A 21379-nucleotide genomic window follows, 5' to 3' on the forward strand; every position below is an offset into this window, starting at 1 on the left:
TCTTTGCCAGTATATCAACACCATCACCAGAATTACACACGTGTCGATTATCTAGTTTCTTCCAATAAAAATTAAATAAAAAGAGAGATTCTCATGTAAAATGTTAGTTACGACACAAACAATTACGAAATGAGGAATCTCTCTTGAACAAGAATAACACGATTCTTACGCTCATTCAAAACTTTCTTTCAGAGGAAGAATGGCAATCAATCTTAAGCGAATTCGGTTATGTAGAAACAGCACGAAAATGTACGGTTCCTATTCTTATTTCTTATTTAATTGGTGCTGCAACGAACGAGTGGAAAAGTTTACGCCACGCAGCGGATGTGGGTCCAAGTAACGGTCTTGTTTCGGTGAATCATTCATCGCTTTCTAAACATTTAAAGGCACTCGATTACGGCATCATCAAACGTATTTTTGAAGTGATTGTCAGGAAACTCAATCGTGCAGCTCGTCGTCAGTTGAAGATGCCAAAAACGTTATTAGCCGTTGATTCAACTACAATTACAGTAGGCAAAACACGTTTACATAGGGCTGTCTATCACGGCGAACGTTCAGGTATCAAATTACATGTTAGTTTTACTAATGAAACTTCGATGCCCTTAAAAGTTGTAGAAACAACCGTTTTAAAACATGATGGTCCCATTGGAGAATTCCTTGAAGATAAAAGGTTTATCCTCGTTTGTGACCGTGCCTACTTTTCTATTGATAAAGTCGATCGTTACTTGAAAGAACATCAACATTTCGTGTTGCGTTTAAAAGACAATGTGCAATTAAATCGCAAAAAATCGCTCCAAGGTAGTCGTACCAACGATTCCAATGTGACAGCTGATTTTACTTGCACGCTTGGAACATCACAAAAACAAACGAAAAAGCGCCATCGTGTCGTTCAATTCAAGGCTGGCTACTTGCGTATGGTTATCTTTCGCAAAAACAACATCATCATAGGCATTGTATTTTAATTGAACGTCATTACCATCTGAAAGGTTTGCCCGTACAAGACGATTCAAGTTATCATAATGGAACTTTTCTGTGGCCCCTAGCGGATTGGTCGTTGTGGCACAATTACCATGACGGTCGTACGTCCATGTCGAACTTGTGCCGTCTTGCAACGTCACTTGGCATAAGTTCAGATCGGCGTCATATGCTAATCTTACCATATGGTCTTGCGCATTCGTCACCGTTTTAATTAAATATTGTTCATTATATGAAAATTCAGTCTTCGCGCCATCTTCTAAAATATTTTCCTGTAACGTCCCATCTTCATTATAAATCCATTGACGACTTCCGCCCTCTGCATTTACAACTTGAATCAACCTATCTTTCTCATCATACTGAGAGCATAAGATACTGCCGTCTACAAGAGTAATCGTCGCCGGATTTGCCCACTCATCATAGCTAAACGTCGTCATATGTTCATCTTCATCTACTACTTGGAGTAATTCAAAATCCTCATTATATTGATAACTAACATCACTACCATCTGGATGAACAATTTTCGTACAGAGATTATCTTCGTTGAAATAATAATAATAACTCTTATGACCTAAGCTATTCGTAATTTCGTTATAGCCCTCATGATACGAAAGCTCACCTGCAAGGACATTGCCGTCTCCCCAAGTTTTGATGACTCGTGCACCTGTCGTTGGGCCATCATAGCGCCAGAAGAAGCTATTTTTATTACGATCTATATTTTGCATCATTAAATGATTGTTATATTTTAAATGCGTACTTTTGCCCTAACGCATCTTGGATTTCGATTAAATCTTGTTGATCATTGTAAACATAACGAACTAAGACTTCACGGCTCATCTGATTACGTAAGGCAACCTATGTCATTCTACCTACCTCATTAGTAGTAACTTCGAGCACTCTACCAACACTGTCTGTTACTTGACATAGGAACCCTTTAAGGTTATACGCAAATTGAATATGATAGGCTTGCTCATTTCTTACTTCTTTTAATCGGTATTTTGTTTCTGTTGTTTGTTCAAATACATATATCAATCGTGTATCATGCTCAAATAAATGATACTCCTTGCCTGTATTTGTTAGAAAAGGCTTTAGAGTGCCTATTTCTCACTAACCGCTTGCAGATTTGGATTACATTTGAAATATTTTTGTTCATTTTTCGTAAAATATCTTTTGGGTCATTATACTCTACCCCAACTTCTTTTTTCTCATTATAAACAAAAGTACCCTATAGGATAGACTTTTTTCAAAGTGTCTATCTTATAGGATACAGTTTCAATTGATACGTCTATCAGTACCAGAGGTGCCTAGTTGTTTAAATGCGTTATTTGATTACGGGCTTACAGTATAACTGCTAAATATTCTCTTTCTTGATATCCAGAAAGTAAACCCGTGTCAATAAAGCTTTATGAAGAAATAATATCAATATATTCTTTATATTCTAAAGGGATTGGTCTATCAAAAATCAAATCTTTTAAAGGATCTACGTTTTTCCCAAACTTATAACAAAGATATAATCGTTCATTAAGTTCTGCATACACCCGGACGTTGGTTAATTCATATTTATCTATGGTCTCGCTATCAGTTTCAGGAATAGAAGGCATAATTATTTGTGTTTTATAATTACCGGTAGACATATCTTCTTCTATTAATCTACCTCCACCTTGCCCCAGTATTAATACATTCCGTTCATTTGTTGTTCCTTTCCATACAGTAACATGTCTACTTCCCATACCTAAAGATTCTATTTTATATTTTGGAAGTTCGAAATTTGTAAGGGGTTTTATGCTTTGTTTATAAATATTACTATTCTTAATAAACTGTCTTGTTACTGTCGTACTAAATAAAATAGGAACTTCGTTTAAATTAACATCCCCCCAATTATTATTTTCACTGTATATATCAAAAATCAGTAATTGAGCATTATTTATCATTTGAGCTAAAACATAAATATTATTCTTCCTGTCTTCATCTTTGCTTCTTGTTTCAATACTAATCACTTGATTAGCTTTCCATAAAATTTTGGCCATAATCCCCAAACCCTCTTTTTTTGTTATTTACAACTTGTAGTTTTTAGATACTTATCTGCTGCATTCAGATATTTTTTTCTATTTTAGTTTCCTGCTCCTACTGGATTTTGTTTATTAGCAACTTTTTGTTTTATATATCAGAATTATTCTGTGAGAAATACTCATGTAGAATAGTATTCCCATCCCAAACAAATTTCGTTATCTTTTCGTTTGAACACTTCTCTATTCGTCTACCTAGCGAGTCATACTTGAAAGTAACTTCTGTGTTGTCTGGTCTGATGACCTTCGACATCATGCCATTGCCATTATACTCGTACTTCCACGTATCACCATTCTTTTCGACTTTTTGAACCAGATTTCCTTCCTCGTCATAAAAGAATGTTGCCTCTTTCGTTTCAAGTAATCTACTTCCGGCACCATAAATACGATCTGTCTTTTCTTTCGTTTCATACAAATTCCTGACATCATCAACACTACGATATAAGAAGTCAAATTGACGACTATCTTGATTTGCCCACACGAGGTTACTAAATTCATCATAATCATAGGTCACTCTTATACCCGTTAACTCGTTTACCATGCTTCATAAGCGATGATTGACATCCCAATTATATACTCGTCTTCGTGTGTCGCGGTTTTGACTATTTATTCGGTGGTGTATCGGTCTACCTGTTGTATCATATTGTGATATTTTGTTTTCTTGTATCAAAAAAACAGTAAATCAATACACGAAAAAACAAGTCCATATCTAACAAAAAAACATATGTAAAGAAAGAGCTTATTGATGTCTTCTTTACATATGTTTCGGTATTTAATAACAATCATTTATATCAAGTGATTAATAGGAACAGACTGTTGTACAAACTGTTTTAATCTTAGCAGTTTGCGGTATCAACAATATCAAATTCCATGGATAAACACAATGGAATGAAGCCATTCTCTTCGATGAACTCTTTCACTCTGCCATATACATCAAATTATGATTGATTTATGATATAATTCTCTGAATAAATTTGCCTCTTCTTTAGCTTTTGGTATTCGTACTGCTTTTAAATAAGATTGTAGTTCATTGGATTTATTTTTGATGACAAAATATTCGATAAAAAAAGAAAGTAGGAATTCTTTATTTGGAGGAAGAATGGCAACAATTTCATCCTTATCATCGGGATCAGGTTCTTCATTTTCTGGATATTCTTGTTCAAAGTTAATTTCCCCCATAGATCTAAGTAGAGCATATTTGGTTAATTCTTCTTTGTCTGTCTCCATTAAATTAAGTAGTTCTTTTGCTGACAACCCAGCTTTATATAGTCGCCTAATGTTTTGGTCTAATCCCCCAGTCCAAATTTCTTCATCTACTTCCTTATATTTTCTTACTTTTTCTAAAATTACATTATATGCTTGTGATTGAACTAATTCTTTTACGCTCTGTAAATTTTCCATAATAACCCTCCATTAATTAAGGACATTTTCCGAATGTTCCTGTACCTTTTATAATCCTCTTTAATTGTGAACCAGTGTGCCTAAACTCATCCATTGTCTCATGTGCCCAAGGTGTAACAGGAGTTAAATTCCAAAATTTATGTGCTAATTTACTACCTGATCTTTGTGATATATAAGTATGATGTAATTTCATTGAAACTTTCTTTATTACCCCACAATTTCAACCAAAATTTGAGGAGCTTTTCCTTTTGCCATCCTAGCTAAATTAGCAGGAGAATATTTGTAAATTTTACCATTAGAACCTTGAACAAATGGATTTTTTAATGCTTCTTCTTTCCAGAAGTTCTTTCTAGCAGTATTCCAAGTTATTAATCCAAATGGATCAATCCATATATTTGGGTCACTTACATACCCATAAATCGTCGGATTTCCACCCTCAAGCCCTAGTGGATCCAGCTGCGTATACATTCCCTCAATCGGAGAGTAGTATCGGAATCGATTATAATACAATCCTATTTCTATATCTTCATACTGCCCCTGATACCTAAACGGAATGAAATCCTGCTCTCCAGTGAACTCCATCACTCGTCCATAAATATCACGCTCAGCTGACTTTAAGACAATGTTTATCTTTGTTTTCTCTTCTAAAATGAAATGTAATTTATTTTTATTTTACATTTTTCATCACCATGTAGCACCAAAGTGATGTAAACTTATTTGCAATATTGATGTATGTCCTCTTGACAGCCAATAATTGCACGAGAAAATAAATCCGTAATAATGGATTCATCTTCACATGTATTTTTAAATGAAATAGCAAACTTCTCTAATGCTTTTTATCTGAGGAATAAGCACAAAACATACCGGCTCGGAATCAAAATTGACAATATCTTTTAAATCGGGCATTTTTTCTTAAAGAAAAACAAGTGCTAAAGAATTCCAATCATAGCCATTCCCCTCAAATCCCTCTTCAGATCGTATATCAAAAAGCTATTGCTTATATTCACCAACATCTAAACATATCGACGTAAGGACGTAGATCCTCCATCATGTTCTAACTAAAAAAACGGAGCTATTATCTGTTTATCATTAATAAAATTTATCTTAATTCACCACCAAGGATGAATATTTTTGCATCTCGTAACATCTATCACCGATACATAATAACTTACTCACAATACATTAGATTCATTTTTACCCAGTTTTATTGACGGAATTTACAACATGTATTAATGACCATATTCACTCAATTCATTAAATAACTCTTCAGCGTTTTCTTTAATCCCATTTCTATATTTTGAAGGGATTTTTTGACCGCACCTAGTAAACCATGCGTCAAAAGTATTTTTCCATTCTAAAACCCTGTCTTGCTTAATACTTAAGTTTGCATCTGATTTATACTTTCTAGAAAGCATCAATAGAATATCTATATGAACTAACATAACCTGATATGCCTTTTCAGTTTTCTTCAACCACTCATTGCTTTCTTCAATTTTTTTAATTGCCAAATTAAAATAATGAGCATTTTCTAGCTCTGCGGCTTCATTACCCTCTGGTGCGGTACTAAATATTCTCATATAATTCCCTCCTGTTATCCTTTACATTTAATTTTTTTAGGTTTAACATACATTTTATCTTTTATGTGTAAGATTTCAGACAATACTTTCTTATTAAAGCATCTCTACTTGTTATTCCACAATAAATAACATTGCCATTTTTATCAAGTAATTGGTAAACGAGTTCTCCACTTAATCCCCAGATATCAACGATTGTATTAGGGTCTTTTACGTAACCATATAAAGTAGGGTTATTCCCCACTAGTCCTATTGGGTCTTGTTATAAATATATACCATCTACTGGTGAATAATAACGGAATCTATTGTAATTCAATCCAATTTCTATATCTTCATACTGCCCCTGAATCCAATGGTCATTTTGCCACTCCTTGATCACTTGTCCAGATGGGTCTCGTTCCATTTTTACTTTCACATGCTCATTTTCAGTTTCAATTAAAAGCCTACTTTTTAAAGCCAAAACCCTTTCATGAACATATGATCTTAATACTTCTTTGTACTGTTTTTTGGTTTGATTCCTGGTTCTTGTTGTGTATACACGCTTTCCATATTAGAAGTTCAGTAATAAAGTATTAAAAAGAGCAAAAACCCTAAATCAAGGATTTATTGCCTTTATAAAAAATTCTTTGAAAAAGGTAAATATTTTTTGCAAATTTAGACACCCTCTAAAAAATTATCATCTAACTGAATAATTATTTCTTTATAGAGTTTTTGAGTATCAATATCTAAATTTATCTCATAAAGATACTCTTTTAATATTTTGCAAATAGGATATTTAAATTCATTTGGTATATTTTTTATATTACCTTTCACAACCCACCTAAATAATCTCATAGACTTTATTTTGGGAGGAATGCTTGCTATTGATATAATATAGTTCCATTTATTTGAATATTCCTCGAATTGAGGTAATTTAACAAGTCCTGCCGCTACTGCAAGTCTAATTTTATTATTTTTATGATTTACAAATTGTAGAAAGAAATTATAAATATTTTGGGTATCCGCTTCAAATTCAGCATAAAGCTGGCGCATAGACCAAAAAACTCTATCAGATATTTGACCTAATGACCATAGTACCTGTTCTACAACCTTTTCATCTGATTCATATCGATACCCAACATTAATTAATTTTTGTATAAAATCTGGATTAGATAAAAATTCCGAAATTGGTGATCCAGTCTCTAATCTAGTTGCTTTTTCAATAGTCTTAATTAATGATAATGGATTTTCTGGAGTCGAATTGCACAAATCTTCAAGTGCTTTTGTCACTGCTTCTAATTTTTTTATGTTGGACATTTTATTTTACCTCCTCTATCAACATTTACCGTTTTGTCCTAAACCATCATGTTAGTACTAAATTCTTGAAGTTTTTAGTTTCTCGTATCAAAAAAATATGTCCCAATTAAAGATAATAAATAAATATATGAAAAAACATATATAAAGGAAGGTCAACTTCTTCTTTACATATGTTTTTAATTTCTTTATTTGGTCAAATGAAATTTAATTTAGATTCTTTGTGAAAATGTTAAGCCAACATAAAGCTATCTTTATTTATCAAGATCTACAGACCAATCAATCTCTTCATTAAACCAATTACACAATTTAGTTGAACCATTATCCATTTTCAAAGGGATTTCTCTTGCCCACATTTTAATGTCACTTATGAACATCTCTTTTTCAAGCCCTTCAAAGTTGTGTTTTTCTAACGCCTTGTTTAGAAACTCTAAAAATAGATTCCCCAAATGATACCTTTGCTCTACTTTATACATTTTTTCATATTCTTCTACCGTAACTGCCATATCGATTGTCAGATAGTTATCTTTTTTAGTATATCGAATAAAAGACTTTCTTCCATAGGATTCAGGTAAGCATCTAATGGCTATCCCGATTGAAACATCGACATTCTTATATTTTGTATTTATATTAGATACCAATGCGTTTCTTAATTCACTAGCTAATTCACCAACTCTCGCACCCGCAGTGTCTGTAACTATTGAAAAATCCATACAACTCACTCCTTCTTAAACTTATTTAGTGTCTACACTTATTGCCTGGAGGTAAAAATCCTTTCCATTGTTCATAACCTCTAATTTTCATATTTTCATGATATTTTACAGTTGCATTTGATACGTTTGAATGCAAAACTTTCATCTCAACACCCTTGCTTTAAATACATTTGACCAACCGGATTTTTCTTACCCCATTCCATTACATCGTACCAACCATCCTGCATTGCAATTAATGCATATAGATCATCCAGTCCAAACGGGTCTATTTTTACATTTGGATTATTCACATATGCGTACAAGGTAGGATTTCCACCCGCAAGTCCAATCGGGTCTATTTGAGTATAATTCCCTTGTTCTGGGTCATAGTATCGGAATCTGTTGTAATACAATCCGATCTCTATGTCATCATATTGCCCCTAATACCTAAACGGAATGAAATCCTGCCCACCAGTGAACTCATTCACTCGCCCAAAGATATCAAGCTTAGCTGACCAAACCCAAGTGTCATCATAATAATCAGCTCGAATGACATCTTCCCTATACCGTCGTGTTGATACGCTTCAAAATATTACCTGGACGATGAATCATAAGATAATAATTTTATTGATTGTTCAAATTAAAACACCCCCTGAAAATTAGACTTCTGATCTAACTTTCAGGAGGTAGTAAACCCCTTTTTTTGGCACACACTCAAAATATTACCCTTAAAGTTATACTATACCTTTAAGGAGACTTTCCCCCATTTCGCTGTTCGATGTTTCCCTAACCAATTTTCCATTTTACTTCCCTTAGGGCAACCTGTTTTCGGATATTTAATAGGAATGAGTAGCAACAAACTAACTTCATCATCAACTTCATCAATTTGCTCTAAATCGGGATTAAATTGATAATCAGTTAGAATAAATGCATCAGTGCTTTTTGGCCATTCAAGTTGATTCCATTCAGTATCAGTCTTTTCAATAACCATCCCTTCACGAAGTTCATTTCCATCTAACCTATATTGACCCAACAAAAACATTAATTGTGCAGGAAAAGATTCAACGCACTTTTCGTCAACTAGTTGACGATTTACCGGCCAATCATACGGGACACTCATCATTAATTCAATTCTTGGTAAGGATTCAAAAACACCAATAGTAAATATTAACTTGAATTTCTTGTCATTTTTTATTAAAGCTGTTCTTAAGTCTATAGTATTTTTTGTTAGCACTGTAGATAATATTGAACCAACTTTATTATCAATGTGCGCTAAAATTCCATCCCCTCTTTCATTCATTAAATCAATTTGTTCATGTGCAGATAAACCTCCTTTTGACTTTAATAATTCAATAATATTTTGATGATCGTATACAGAAGCTAAATCTAGTGCTGTTTGGTTAAATCGCCTATGTAAACGATTTATATCAGCCCCACTGTCCAGAAGGTACTTAACATTTTCTATATGTCCCTCAATTACCGCAGACATTAATGGTGTAATAATTCCTCTACTATCTCCATCCACCCATGCACCAATTGAAATAAATTCTTTTACCCACTCTATGTCACCCTGTCCAGCAACATATTCTAGTGATGAACAGTACCAAGAGTCAACAACATTCACATTAATTCCTTTTTTAATTAAATATGAACAAGTATTTTTCTTTGCGCGCGATGAAGCAAAATGTAATAAACTCTTATTTTTCTCAACATTTCCATATACAGGAATATTAATAAATTCAGGATATTTAATAAGAATACTATCAAGTAATTTTACATCGTCTTCGCGAATTGAATCATAAATCTTATAAAAAATATCAGTATTATCCTCAAATATTTTTTTAATATCTTCCATTTAGAAAAATTTTCCTTTCTTAGCATTTTTACCTAATAACTTCAGAGCTTCTTCAACAGCTGTCTTTCCTTCTTTATTTGCTTCTACCAGTGTATCATGTACATACTTCGCAGCTTTTTTAGTATGTGCGCCACCACCATTTTGCGCCCAAGTAAAGTTTCGAATGTCATCATTAAGCCCTATATTGTGTTGTTTTAAAATATCTTGAGAATCTGTAATGTAAAAGGTTACTTGCGTATGGTTATCTTTCGCGAAAATGACATCATCATAGGCATTGTACTTTAATTAAACGTCGTTACCATCTGATAGATTTGCCAGTACAAGTCGATTTAAGTTATCATAACGGAACTTTTCTGTGGCCGGTATTCTTTAACTATTCTTTGCTCTTACTTATTTGTTCAAGTGCTAGATTTAGACATCAATCGTTTCCTAAAAATCATTTTTAAAAAAAGAGTTGCAATAAAACCCGATCAGGATTTATGCCACTCTTTTGATGTAAGTATAAATATCTTTACAATATTCACCAAGGTTTTAATTTGTACGAATCATATTGTGATGTTTAAAACATGTAACATTTCTTTTCTTTTATTCATAGAGAATGATGATTTACACAACAGTGTAAGAACTTAAATTACATCCCAGAATAAAAGGCAATAGCGTATTAGCATCATCGAAAAACCAAACTATTTAGATATTTCTGTTTCTTTTATACTTTTTCTCTACACAAGTTAAAAATTGTCAATTGTTTCTTATCCCAAAAGTATTAAATTTACTGAGGGTTTCAAGGCTAATATCATAGTGATTTTCAATTGGCGTATTAAAATATTTCATACTTTCTTTATCAATCAACCATGACAATTTTCCGTCTTCTATAAATGTATTTGAAACTAATCTTATAGATTCAAGAAATTCTAACTTATCTAAAAATTTCAAAGACGGTATATTCCCGCATGCTTCTATAGTTAAGACTCTCAAATTTGATAATGTTCCGAGAACCTCCCAATCATTAACCTTTTTACAATTTTGAATCCATAACTCTTTAACCGAAGAGTTGTTTTTAATTCCATCAATTGACTCTAATTTTGACAGATATCGTAATTTCAGTTGCTCTATTTCTTTTAAATCCTTTAATCCATCTATATTTTGAATAGGTGACGACCAAATCCCTAATATTTTTAATTTTTCTAATTTTACAAACTCGTCAACATTCTTCTTTTTATAATGATGAATTATTAAACGTTTTAAATTCACACAGTCAAAAATGTTTTCAATTTTTTTGTTGTACAAAACAAAGAAATCTTGTAATTTTATTAGTTTTGATAAGTCTAAGCTTTCTTCACAGCTTCCTTCTAAACTGAGATATTCTAAGTTCACTAACTTTTCGACGGCTTTCAAATTCCCATAACTTTTTCTACCTAAATCTAAGAATTCTAACTGAGTTATTTCACTTAAAAAATCTACATTCGGTAAAATCTTCTCTTCCATCTCTAAAGATATTCCATTCACGTTATTATTCTTCAAAAAATTTATTACATCTTTATCTATGGATTTCGATTCTTGGATAAACACATTATAATTTTTAAAATCAGTCTTTGAAGTAACTATATCATACATTTAATTTCCCCCTTAAGGTTTACATTTAGTACTTATTTTAATGTTTTTTCCAGGGCTGTTAATTTTATTCGATAGTTCTATTTTATCAGGATTAAATTTCTTTGTTTTGTATTTCTCTATTAAATCATCTTCTAGTTTAAATAAGTCTTTATCTGTTAAAGCATTAGGATCATGGATAAAGCCAACTTTATCTAAAACAGCTGGATCTAGTTTTCCTTTGTTTAGATGTTGATACAACCTCTTATAAAGATTTTTTGCTTTCCCGACATACATTTCATTTCCTTCTGGGAAGAAATAAACGCCACCTTTTTTTGCAAAAGGACCTAATAACTCTTTTAAGTACAATCTATCCCCATATTTAGTTGGCTTAAATCCAACTAAATCAAACTCTGTCAGAGGATCATAAACATATCCATACAACGTAGGATTCCCACCAGCAAGCCCAATTGGATCTTGTTGTAAATACATCCCCTCACTTGGAGAGTAGTAACGGAATCTGTTGTAATATAATCCGATTTCTCTGTCCTCATACTGCCCCTGATACCTAGACGGAATGAAATCCTGCCCCCCAGTGAATTCCACCATTCGTCCATAAATATCAAGCTCAGCTGACCAAACCTTATTACCTTCTTCATCAAAGGCTTCAACAGGCGTTCCTAGATAGTCACTAATAATACTGTAATTACCTTCATTCGTAATTTTAGCTGAAGTGATAAACCCATCATTAAACACCCATGTGACTAGATTATCTGGTATTTCTGAGTCGTTCTGTGATGAATACTCATCTGTATTTTCAAATATATCTGAATTATTATGCAAGAAATACTCATGTAGGATTGTATTCCCATCCCATACGAATTTCATTGTCTTTTCGTCAGAACACTTCTCTATCCGTCTACCTAGCGAGTCATACTTGAAAATAACTTCTGTATTATCTGGTTTGATAACCTTCGACATCATGCCATTGCCATAGTACTCGTACTTCCACGTATCACCGTTCTTCTCTGCCTTTTGAACAAGATTACCCTCTTCATCATAAGAGAATGTTGCCTCTCTTGTTTCAAGCAATCTGCTACCGGCACCATAGACACGATCTGTCTTTTCCTTCGTTTCATATAAATTCCCAACATCATCGACACTGCGGTGAAAGAAGTCAAATTGACCGCCTTGATTAGACCAAACGAGGTTACTGAATTCATCGTAACCATAGGAAACTCGTATTCCCGTTAATTCGTTTACCATGCTTCGTAATCGATGATTGACGTCCCAATTATACACGCGTCTTCGTGTGTCACGGTTTTGACTATTTATTCGATGGTGTGTCGGTCTACCTGTTACATCATACTGCCATTTGCTGATGACATCACCTGGTAAGATTCTTTCAATCTCTTGGCCAAGTTCATTGTACTGCATTGACGCTGTCCATTTTTCTTGCTCTAAGCGAGAAGCTGTGATTTGCGACACATTTCCCATTTCATTACGAGCGACATCGATTTTTGCACCTAAGCTACTCGTAATCTGTGAACGATTGCCTAATTCATCATAACTACTCGCAATCCAATGGTCATTCTGCCACTCTTTGATCACTTGTCCAGATGGGTCTCGATCCAGCTTTACTTTCACATGCCCATTTTCAGTCTCAATTAAGGAACCATTTTTGTCATAGCCAAACGTTTCCCAGGTATCATCATAATAATCAGCTCGAATGACATTCCCTATACCATCATGTTGATATGCTGTCCAACGATCACCTGGACGTTGAATTCTCTGAACCAATCCCGCCAGACTTCGTTCATATGTTCTTTCAATGTCATCAAAGCCGATTTCCTTGATTATATTTCCTTTCGTATCGCGTTCAAACTGATACGCTTCGCCTTTTTCATTTATGACAGCGTTTAACCGCTCTTCTGTATCATAGGTGAAATTAACTTTCTTTCCACCTTGTTCTCGAGATATTAAACTGCCAAGAATGGTGTAATCAAAGGCTACTTGTGTATGGTTATCTTTCGCAAAAACAACATCATCATAGGCATTGTACTTTAATTGAACGTCATTACCATCTGAAAGATTTGCACGTACAAGACGATTCAAGTTATCGTAACGGAATTTCTCTGTGGCCCCTAGCGGATTTGTCGTTGTTGTGCAGTTACCACGACGGTCATACGTCCAGGTTGAACTTGTCCCGTCTGGCAATGTTACTTGGCTCAAATTCAGATCAGCATCATAAGCTAAGCTTACCACATGGCCTTGCGCATTTGTCACCGTTTTTATTAAATATTGTTCATTATATGAAAATTCAGTTTTTGTTCCATCTTCTAAAACATTTGCCTGTAATGTACTATCTTCATTATAAATCCATTGACGACTTCCGCCCTCTGCGTTAACTGCCTGAACCAGCCTATCCTTCTCATCATACTGAGAAGATAAGGTACTGCCATCTGCGCGAGTAATCGTCACTGGATTTGCCCATTCATCATAACTATATGCCGTCACACGTCCATCTTCATCTACTTCTTGCAGTAATTCAAAGTCTTCGTTATATTGATAGCTAACTTCACTACCATCTGGATGAACAATTTTCGTACAGAGGTTATCTTCGTTAAAATGGTAATAACTCTTATGGCCTAAACTATTCGTAATTTCATTATAGCCCTCGTGATATGCAAGCTCCCCTGCAAGGACATTGCCATCTCCCCACGTTTTGATGACTCGTGCACCTGTCGTTGGGCCATCATAGCGCCAGAAGAAGCTATTTTTATTGCGATCTATTTTTTGCATCATTAAGTGATTGTTATATTTTATATGCGTACTTTGCCCTAACGCATCTTGGATTTCGATTAAATCTTGTCCGTCATTATAATCATAGCGAACTAAGACTTCACGACTCATTTGATTACGTAAGGCGACTTCCGTCATTCTGCCTGCCTCATTAGTAGTAACCTCTAGCACTCTACCAACACTGTCGGTTACTTGACATAGGAACCCTTTAAGGTTATACGCAAATTGAATATGATGGTCTTGCTCATTTCTTACTTCTTTTAATCGGTATTTTGTTTCTGTTGTTTGTTCAAATACATAAATCAATCGTGTATCATGTTCAAACAAATGATACTCCTCACCTGTATTTGTCAGGGTCATTCTTTCTCGCTTGTTAAAATACGGCAAGTTTATTGGTAAAATTGGAAAACCTACTGCGCGACCATCCGTCACAACAATCCCAATCAGGTCATCTTCTTCAAAAATCTCTAAGGCTAGATCGTATGTAAAGTGCATACCATGACCTGTTAAGCCAATACGGCTACTATCACTGTACCAAGCGCGTTCCCATGAAAGGGGGATAGGTCCAGGTAGTTCAAAGTCGACACCTTCATAAATCATACGTCCTGTAATTAAATCAACGGGTTCAAAACCTCTTTTACAGAATTTTTTACTTAGCCCTTGTGTACAATTAAATTTCTTTAATACCCCATGATTAAATTTTGTTAGCCCAGCTTTGGCCATATCCTTCATACCTTCTACTGCCTTCGATGCAGCGAGCAATTCATCCATCGATGAAATGACTTTATCTGCGGCCGTCTTCACGGCCTTAGTTGCTTTGTTAGCTAGTTCCGCTAGTCCCTTTACTGCATCTAAGGTTTTAGATACTTTCGGATAAGCTGCCTTCATCCCTTTTGCTACAGCTTTTGAAGCATCTATTGCCTTATCAGCACCTTTTGCAGCATCAGCAGCTTTATCTAAGAGTTTTGCCCCTTTTTTGACCTTGTAGGCTCCCTTGGCGGCATCACCAACTAATGGGACCGCACCTACTAAGTTCATGGCTGCATCCATGTAATTCCCTCTTGCCAAGCTGATTCCTGCATTCGCAATATCTGCAAATGTACCGATGACAGGAATAAATCCAGCAACATCCAATGCTGCACTTACGCCATCTACTAAACTACTAAACCAGCCTTTCTTCTCTTTCTTCTCTTCTGCCTTTTGCGGGAAGATTAAGTCAACTTTACTCATTGCTTCGATTGCTTCTTCATTTAGCTTCGGTGGCTGGCTCTTCTTCTCTATACCTTCTTGTTCAATAAGCGTACTAATTAATTGTGTGTCAGCGGCCATAATCACATGACTTTGTTCCTTCGCTGATATCGCAATCCATTCTTCCGCCTCTACGGCTAGCTCTTTCATCCCACTAATTTCGAGAGTTTCATCCGCCGCTAGCATGATGGTACTGTTACTTTGAAATGTTACACCATCTCCATCATCCATCTTTAAGTCCAAGACACCATCTACAGCACTAAAGGTAATATCCCCTACACCTAATGTCACATCTTTCCCAACATTAGTCGCCAAGGATTTAACGGTAGTGTCCGCCATTTTCTTCGTCTGCTTTTGCCCGCCCTCTGGTGTGACTGGATTCACACGCACAGAGCTGATAACGATGGCTTCTTCTTCGACTGCACTTGGAAAATGCAATTGAGCACGTGCGCCTATTTGAGGCATTAAATACATAACACCATTGGCATCTGCTGAATAAGCAAACCAATGTGCTTTTGCTTGATCCTGGCTTTTATCGATATCTAAATGAATTTTAACGGTGTTTTGCGTGACATCAATGATCTTTCCTGTAAACGCTGCGCCAATGAGGTCTAAATTGCGTACTAATCGCTGACGAATACTTTTCTCTGGTTGGGCAGTATATTGAAACTTCAACACACCTTCATCAAGATGGGTTTCTCTAGCCGTTACGATATAGGAGCTTCCCTTGAATTGCACCAACGTGCCCAGCTCATGGGGTTCCGTGCTTTCAAACTCACAAAATGTATAATCGGCTTCACTCACATCCGTGCCATCGTTTTCAGTAATCAACCGGTACGCATCGACATCCATTCGTACTATAGAAGGCAGATGGTCGATCGTTATGCTTTTTCTACTTTGAGGTGTACCAAGCCAGAACCGAGCTCCCTTTCCTTTTAAATCAGGAAAAACAACGGCGTGCAAACGGGAGGCCATTCTTTTAATAAATTCCCAATCTGTTTCTAAGTATTGAATCGCGATACTACCAATGGCTTGACCGTTAGAAGCTTGGTCAATGTAATCCCCGTTAGGATAGGCTTTCACGATGTTATTTATTAATTGCACATACGTCATATTGGCATCTTGAAAAGAACGTGAGCGCTTTGCAATATCCATATTTGCTGTAAAGGATACAGCCTCAACGGAGACATAGTGCACCCCTTGTGCTGCCTGCAACTCCGCATTTTCAATTCTTCCCGAGAACAATATGGCACTGTCTCGTCCAAATTTCACAACCACTTCATCTGTATGATTGACCCGCTGAATATACTTTTGCGCTTGCTCTTCAGCAATCATTCCCGTAAAGTACAATCTTGCATGATCATTGGCCTTATGTTTAATAGTTAGTTTATCTAAATGAATAAGTGGATAAGGCCATTCGAGCACAAGATCCTCATACGTACTAACCATGTGTACTTCCTTTTCTTCTAGCGATTTCATTACTTACCTCCTTTCAATTAACCTCGTCTTTTAAAAACCTTGTTTCGGTATTTCTACTTCCTCTTGTCCGTCATGAATAATTTCGATTTTGCCTCCACCTGCTGAGCATTGGGTATGGCAGCGGCTTAATAACGCTTGCTTCCCCTCGATGTTGACATTTTCCATTCCTTCCATCCAATCAATGGAGCAAGTTGGTGTACATGGCTTTTGCAACTGTAAACAAACACCAAAAGTTGGAATGTTGTCAGGGTTTCGATCCCCTACATTCATGACGGCTTTCTCTTTAATATAAACGCCATGATCTTGCGGCAAATTTAAATAATTGAGGTGGCTACCATGTTCACATGAAATGATTGCTCCATGTACGACATAACTAAATTGCTCCTGTTCTGAACCTTCTGTTTCCAAACTTTCTACAACTTGAGCCATTAAATATCCTTCCTTTCGTATCGATTGAACACTGTTTCAAATTACGACAGTGTTTTGGAATGATTTATTAGAATGATCTATCGTCCTTGTAGTTTTACTCGTTGCAACTGAATCCCGAGATATGGTCGTCGCAGCATACTTTCTGCCACATCTAGATTGACGATGGTGAACGATTCCTTTTTGCCGTCGACTTGAAAAATACAATCCAGTTCCACTTTCTTCGGGTCAATCACGAGTTCCTTTATTTGTCCGTCTGGATAATAAATCGTGTCATCGGAAATACAGTTCTTCTTTACAATGTCCATAAGCCAATGCACACGCTGTGTTCCTTTCTTCACATCCGTGAAGACAATGGCTGTAAATTCTAAGTTATCCTCATATTTCACCAATAACCCTTTTAAATCATCCGACACGATTCTACGAGGCTTCTCTAAATAATCCAGATATACCGCATTCTCTTTTTCTATTACTTCCCCGAATACAGATGAACAGATAAAGTTATCATCGAGGTCTGTCTTGAAAGGAATGATTGGATTTGTAATGCTTTGATCTTGCCGAACAATAAAATACTCCATCTTTTCCTCCTGTAACTATCATTTCTATTAATTTCAACGTTAATGAATCCAATGAATGTCTTTTATCTGGTCTGGGCTAAATAGACACTTCTCTTGATCGCGTTTAAAGAAGGTAGCTCCTTTTAAATTGGCACCTGTAAAATTGGCGCCTGCAATTTGTGCAAACTCAAACCGTGCATTTTCCAAATTCGCATGACTAAAATCAGTACCTAAGTAACACGCAACCTCGTTATCGGGAAGCATCAGCGTTTTCCCCTGTGCATGTGTAAAATTAGCACCTGCTAAATTAGCATTTCGAAAATCAGCATCTTGGATGGCTGCATAGGAAAAATCAACATTCGCTAAGCTACAATCTACAAAACTAGTCCCGACGCAAACACTTTGTTTCAATGAAGCCCCTTCTAAGTCACTGCCATTGAAGTTTGCATAGGAAAAGTCCATTTCGTTGAAGTGTTTTTGCTGTAATGGTAGACTTGAAAAGTTTTCAAACGTATACGATTTGTCCATCTCGTTTTTCTCTAACCATGAGACAAGATTTTCCTCCACCCGTTCTCGTTCGTCGATGATCGCAACATCTTCACTAAATCCTTTATATTCACCGACACGAAATCGTAAACACGCGGCTCGTTGAAAGTCTATTTCAGGTACGCTGTCTTTTTGATAACGGAAAAGATAGCGTACCAATTGAATAATATACTGGTGAAACAGAATCACTGTCTGTTGAATAATTCCTCGAACGTCAGCTGCTTGGATGGAGAGATATGGCTTTCTTTCTTTTTCAAGCGTTTTGTGTAAATCTATAATCGCCTCACTAAGCCAATCCGCTTCATACTGTGCCGTGCATTCTCCCCATTCGTAGTACCATTTTTCTCCATACGCTTCTAGCAAATACGTACACTTGTTATCTAGTAATGATGTTCGCAGCAATGAAAAATGAATAAAGGCAACTGGCGCTAACCTTCCCTGCTCTTGCTGATCTCTAATATTTGCAAACAGCTGTTCAAGCGAGTGAATGATTGGTTTTAGTAAGATTTCCTTCTCTTGGCGAAACTGTCGATCAACCTTCTCTTGTAATCGGCTGATATGAACTGACACGCATTCATCCATAAAATGCTGTAATGCTTCTTCTCGTTTCATGCGTTCACATCCTCACTAATTTGCTCGTACTTCTGTTCCTTTGATCTCCATTTTGTCTTCCATCTTGATTGAACTGTCTTTACAAGTCATCTCTATTTTCTCGGTCGCATTAATCATAATTTGCTTCGCATTGATGGCGACTTTATCTGTTGCTTGTAAGGTAATATTTTTATCACTTATGATAGAAATCCCATTATCATCCATAAGCGAAATCATTAATCCTCCACCAGATATGACAATACGATCGGGTGCAAGTAGAATTTGTTTACCGTGCTTCGTTCTAAGTGTTTTGACATCTGGATCAGCCATCCGTGCTGGGTCTTGGCGGCTATCCTCTGGTGGTGCAGGTCTTGAGCCACCTCCTCCACCTCCGCCACTAGCACTGGCACTTCCACCACCGCTTGGACTAGGCGGGTTCGTCGCTGCTAACATTGAACTAGATTGTGGAGGCGCTTTTGATACAGAACTAATCGCAATCCCTTCATCCTCACGATTGCCTGGGAAATAGATTCTAACGTTATCAGATAGCTCCGGCATGAAGTACCAGCCTGTATTATCTTCTGATGCATAGATCGTTGAATACGGAAACCAATACGCTGTATCTTTTTCTTGACCCTCATCGAAATCGACATGAATACGAATTTTGTCCCCCGCAACATCAATTACTTTCCCTTGAATAGAGGCGCCAATAATAGCTTGATTATAAGTAGTGTGGACACTGAAGCCGTTCTGAGGTGTTAACGTATAGATATGCTTGAACAAGCCATCTTTTAAAGTTGAGTAGATTTTATAGACATACAAATTCTTTGATTGGAACGTCACTTCATTGCCTATTTTGAATGGTTGGAACGATTCTACTTCATAGTACATATAGTCACTATCAGTAATACCGTCAAGATGATTTTTACTGGACACAAGGAAATTGCCAATCGCCTTTTTAACTCGATAATTAATGGCCTCCATTTTCTGCGTGCCTCCAGCTTGAAACGGTACACCGAAGTAAAACTTGGCGGCCGGATGAACCGTATCTGGCACCAGGCCTGTATGGAATCGTGATGCCATTCGTTTAAGAAACTCCCAATCTGTCTCTATATACTGCATCGTGAAACGACCAATACTAGCGCCTTTAGTGGCATAATCCATAAAATCTGCACCTTTTTGATCGGCAATACATGCATCTATTAATTCACTATAGGGCATACTCGCATTTTGATAAGTTTGGTTTTTCTTCTTCACATCTAACACATACGTATGCGAAACTGCTTTAACCTCCAAATAATAGGTGCCCAAAACCGATTTCACTTGTACATCTAACGCAAGCCCATTAAAAATAGGAATAGTTTGTCCACCACTGCCGATTTGCAATACTTCAATAGCTGTTTCGGCATCCGTCATATACACATAGGAATCTTCGAATTCATCTGGAATCACGCCTGTTAAATGCAATGTAGCATGCTCATTCATTTGTTGCGTAATTTCGATTTGATCGACGCGAATATTATAGGGCATCACGATGATATCTTTATACGTCAAGGCCGTTTCCTTACTCATTCGACAACACCTTCCCGATCTAATAATTTGTTTTCAACAACGATAGATTCCATCATGCCGTAAGCAATGGGCTTCCAAATATCCATCTCTTTTTTCAAACAATTAACCGAGCCCATCGTCACATTCTCGCCTACTATAAACAAAAACATTAAATTATAAATCTTGTTATCTAGTGCTGGCGAAATGAAGTCAAAGTAACCAATTTGTAGACCGTTAACTTCAATCATGGCGGTATCCAACATTTTTGTAGTTGGCTGCGTTTTTTGAAGGATGTTCCTCATGGCCTCTGTGAAGTCTTCTAATTCCTCTTCTTTTACCTGTTGTTCCATGATTTTCAGCGTGACATTGATGGACGTACTTTCGCTTGTATAAATATAATCGGGTCTACGACTGGATGGATATTTAATATCCATTAATTCAGGCTCCATCACATCAAATGTTGCAGGCATGCACATCCGGATTTGATCCTCATAAAAACTCATCTCTTTAAACTCAATCGTTTCATCTTCAATCATGAGCTGACCATCTTTAATCGCCTTCACAATATCAGTATGTAATAATTGGTTTTCGATGTTCTCCATTCGTTTCTTCTGCCTTGCATGTTTCGTCATCTCAATAACTTCTTCATCCATGAAATTCATTTTTTTCGCTCCTTTGTTTCGATTAGTCTTTCTATCTCATGACCTTGTATTTTTTCGCTTTCCTATTAAAG

General features: G+C 36.0%; 19 protein-coding genes and 1 pseudogene. 1 reads left to right on the forward strand and 19 read right to left on the reverse strand.

Annotated elements, in window-relative coordinates; translation table 11 throughout:
- Positions 1–143 precede the first annotated feature (143 nt).
- Positions 144–962: an IS4 family transposase gene (locus AB9L17_RS15725; RefSeq protein ID WP_375199419.1), complete on the forward strand. Its 819-nt coding sequence runs from the start codon at positions 144–146 to the stop codon at positions 960–962.
- Here AB9L17_RS15725 and AB9L17_RS15730 read toward each other — a convergent pair.
- From AB9L17_RS15730 to AB9L17_RS15820, 19 genes and pseudogenes are all read right to left on the reverse strand, one after another.
- Positions 855–1703 (reverse strand): hypothetical protein, encoded by an 849-nt coding sequence (locus AB9L17_RS15730; RefSeq protein WP_375199420.1) that lies wholly within the window; start codon positions 1701–1703, stop codon positions 855–857. The two genes, AB9L17_RS15725 and AB9L17_RS15730, sit on opposite strands and share 108 nt — an antisense overlap.
- 127 nt (positions 1704–1830) lie before the next feature.
- A complete protein-coding gene (locus AB9L17_RS15735; RefSeq protein ID WP_375199421.1) occupies positions 1831–2007 on the reverse strand; it encodes a hypothetical protein in 177 nt (58 codons plus the stop codon).
- A 371-nt stretch (positions 2008–2378) separates the two neighbouring features.
- Positions 2379–3002, reverse strand: a complete 624-nt coding sequence (locus AB9L17_RS15740) for a hypothetical protein (RefSeq protein ID WP_375199422.1) — start codon at positions 3000–3002, stop codon at positions 2379–2381.
- A 130-nt stretch (positions 3003–3132) separates the two neighbouring features.
- Entirely contained in the window at positions 3133–3555 is a 423-nt protein-coding gene (locus tag AB9L17_RS15745) for a hypothetical protein (protein WP_375199423.1), read from the reverse strand.
- Between the two features lie 419 nt (positions 3556–3974).
- Entirely contained in the window at positions 3975–4442 is a 468-nt protein-coding gene (locus tag AB9L17_RS15750) for a hypothetical protein (protein ID WP_375199424.1), read from the reverse strand.
- Positions 4443–4649: 207 nt separating this feature from the next.
- Positions 4650–5024 carry an RHS repeat-associated core domain-containing protein gene (locus AB9L17_RS15755; RefSeq protein WP_375199425.1) on the reverse strand — a complete coding sequence of 125 codons (375 nt, stop codon included), beginning with the start codon at positions 5022–5024 and terminating at the stop codon, positions 4650–4652.
- Between the two features lie 647 nt (positions 5025–5671).
- On the reverse strand, positions 5672–6019 hold the full coding sequence (locus AB9L17_RS15760) for a hypothetical protein (protein ID WP_375199426.1): 348 nt from the start codon (positions 6017–6019) through the stop codon (positions 5672–5674).
- Between the two features lie 259 nt (positions 6020–6278).
- A complete protein-coding gene (locus tag AB9L17_RS15765) occupies positions 6279–6476 on the reverse strand; it encodes a hypothetical protein (RefSeq protein ID WP_375199427.1) in 198 nt (65 codons plus the stop codon).
- A 194-nt stretch (positions 6477–6670) separates the two neighbouring features.
- The gene (locus AB9L17_RS15770; RefSeq protein WP_375199428.1) at positions 6671–7312 is read right to left on the reverse strand and encodes a hypothetical protein; all 642 of its coding nucleotides are present in this window, start codon (positions 7310–7312) and stop codon (positions 6671–6673) included.
- A 251-nt stretch (positions 7313–7563) separates the two neighbouring features.
- Positions 7564–8022 (reverse strand): hypothetical protein, encoded by a 459-nt coding sequence (locus tag AB9L17_RS15775; RefSeq protein ID WP_375199429.1) that lies wholly within the window; start codon positions 8020–8022, stop codon positions 7564–7566.
- A 146-nt stretch (positions 8023–8168) separates the two neighbouring features.
- Positions 8169–8429: pseudogene (locus AB9L17_RS15780) on the reverse strand (RHS repeat-associated core domain-containing protein); the annotation flags it as partial.
- A 311-nt stretch (positions 8430–8740) separates the two neighbouring features.
- Positions 8741–9856 (reverse strand): ankyrin repeat domain-containing protein, encoded by a 1116-nt coding sequence (locus AB9L17_RS15785; RefSeq protein ID WP_375199430.1) that lies wholly within the window; start codon positions 9854–9856, stop codon positions 8741–8743.
- Between the two features lie 738 nt (positions 9857–10594).
- A complete protein-coding gene (locus AB9L17_RS15790; RefSeq protein WP_068984824.1) occupies positions 10595–11470 on the reverse strand; it encodes a hypothetical protein in 876 nt (291 codons plus the stop codon).
- Positions 11471–11482: 12 nt separating this feature from the next.
- Positions 11483–16975: a DUF6531 domain-containing protein gene (locus AB9L17_RS15795; protein ID WP_375199431.1), complete on the reverse strand. Its 5493-nt coding sequence runs from the start codon at positions 16973–16975 to the stop codon at positions 11483–11485.
- A gap of 30 nt (positions 16976–17005) precedes the next feature.
- Positions 17006–17404 carry a DUF4280 domain-containing protein gene (locus AB9L17_RS15800; RefSeq protein ID WP_053596527.1) on the reverse strand — a complete coding sequence of 133 codons (399 nt, stop codon included), beginning with the start codon at positions 17402–17404 and terminating at the stop codon, positions 17006–17008.
- Between the two features lie 77 nt (positions 17405–17481).
- Positions 17482–17979, reverse strand: a complete 498-nt coding sequence (locus AB9L17_RS15805) for a hypothetical protein (protein WP_375199432.1) — start codon at positions 17977–17979, stop codon at positions 17482–17484.
- Positions 17980–18018: 39 nt separating this feature from the next.
- Positions 18019–19116, reverse strand: coding sequence for a pentapeptide repeat-containing protein (locus AB9L17_RS15810; protein WP_068984837.1), 1098 nt, complete (start codon positions 19114–19116; stop codon positions 18019–18021).
- 15 nt (positions 19117–19131) lie between these two features.
- Positions 19132–20667 carry a phage baseplate assembly protein V gene (locus AB9L17_RS15815; protein WP_068984838.1) on the reverse strand — a complete coding sequence of 512 codons (1536 nt, stop codon included), beginning with the start codon at positions 20665–20667 and terminating at the stop codon, positions 19132–19134.
- Positions 20664–21308 (reverse strand): hypothetical protein, encoded by a 645-nt coding sequence (locus tag AB9L17_RS15820; RefSeq protein WP_375199433.1) that lies wholly within the window; start codon positions 21306–21308, stop codon positions 20664–20666. The genes AB9L17_RS15815 and AB9L17_RS15820 overlap by 4 nt, the downstream gene beginning before the upstream one ends.
- Positions 21309–21379 lie beyond the last annotated feature (71 nt).

Origin of the sequence: Lysinibacillus sp. RS11 (assembly GCF_042019215.1) — a bacterium.
In the GTDB taxonomy this organism is placed as follows: domain Bacteria; phylum Bacillota; class Bacilli; order Bacillales_A; family Planococcaceae; genus Lysinibacillus; species Lysinibacillus xylanilyticus_A.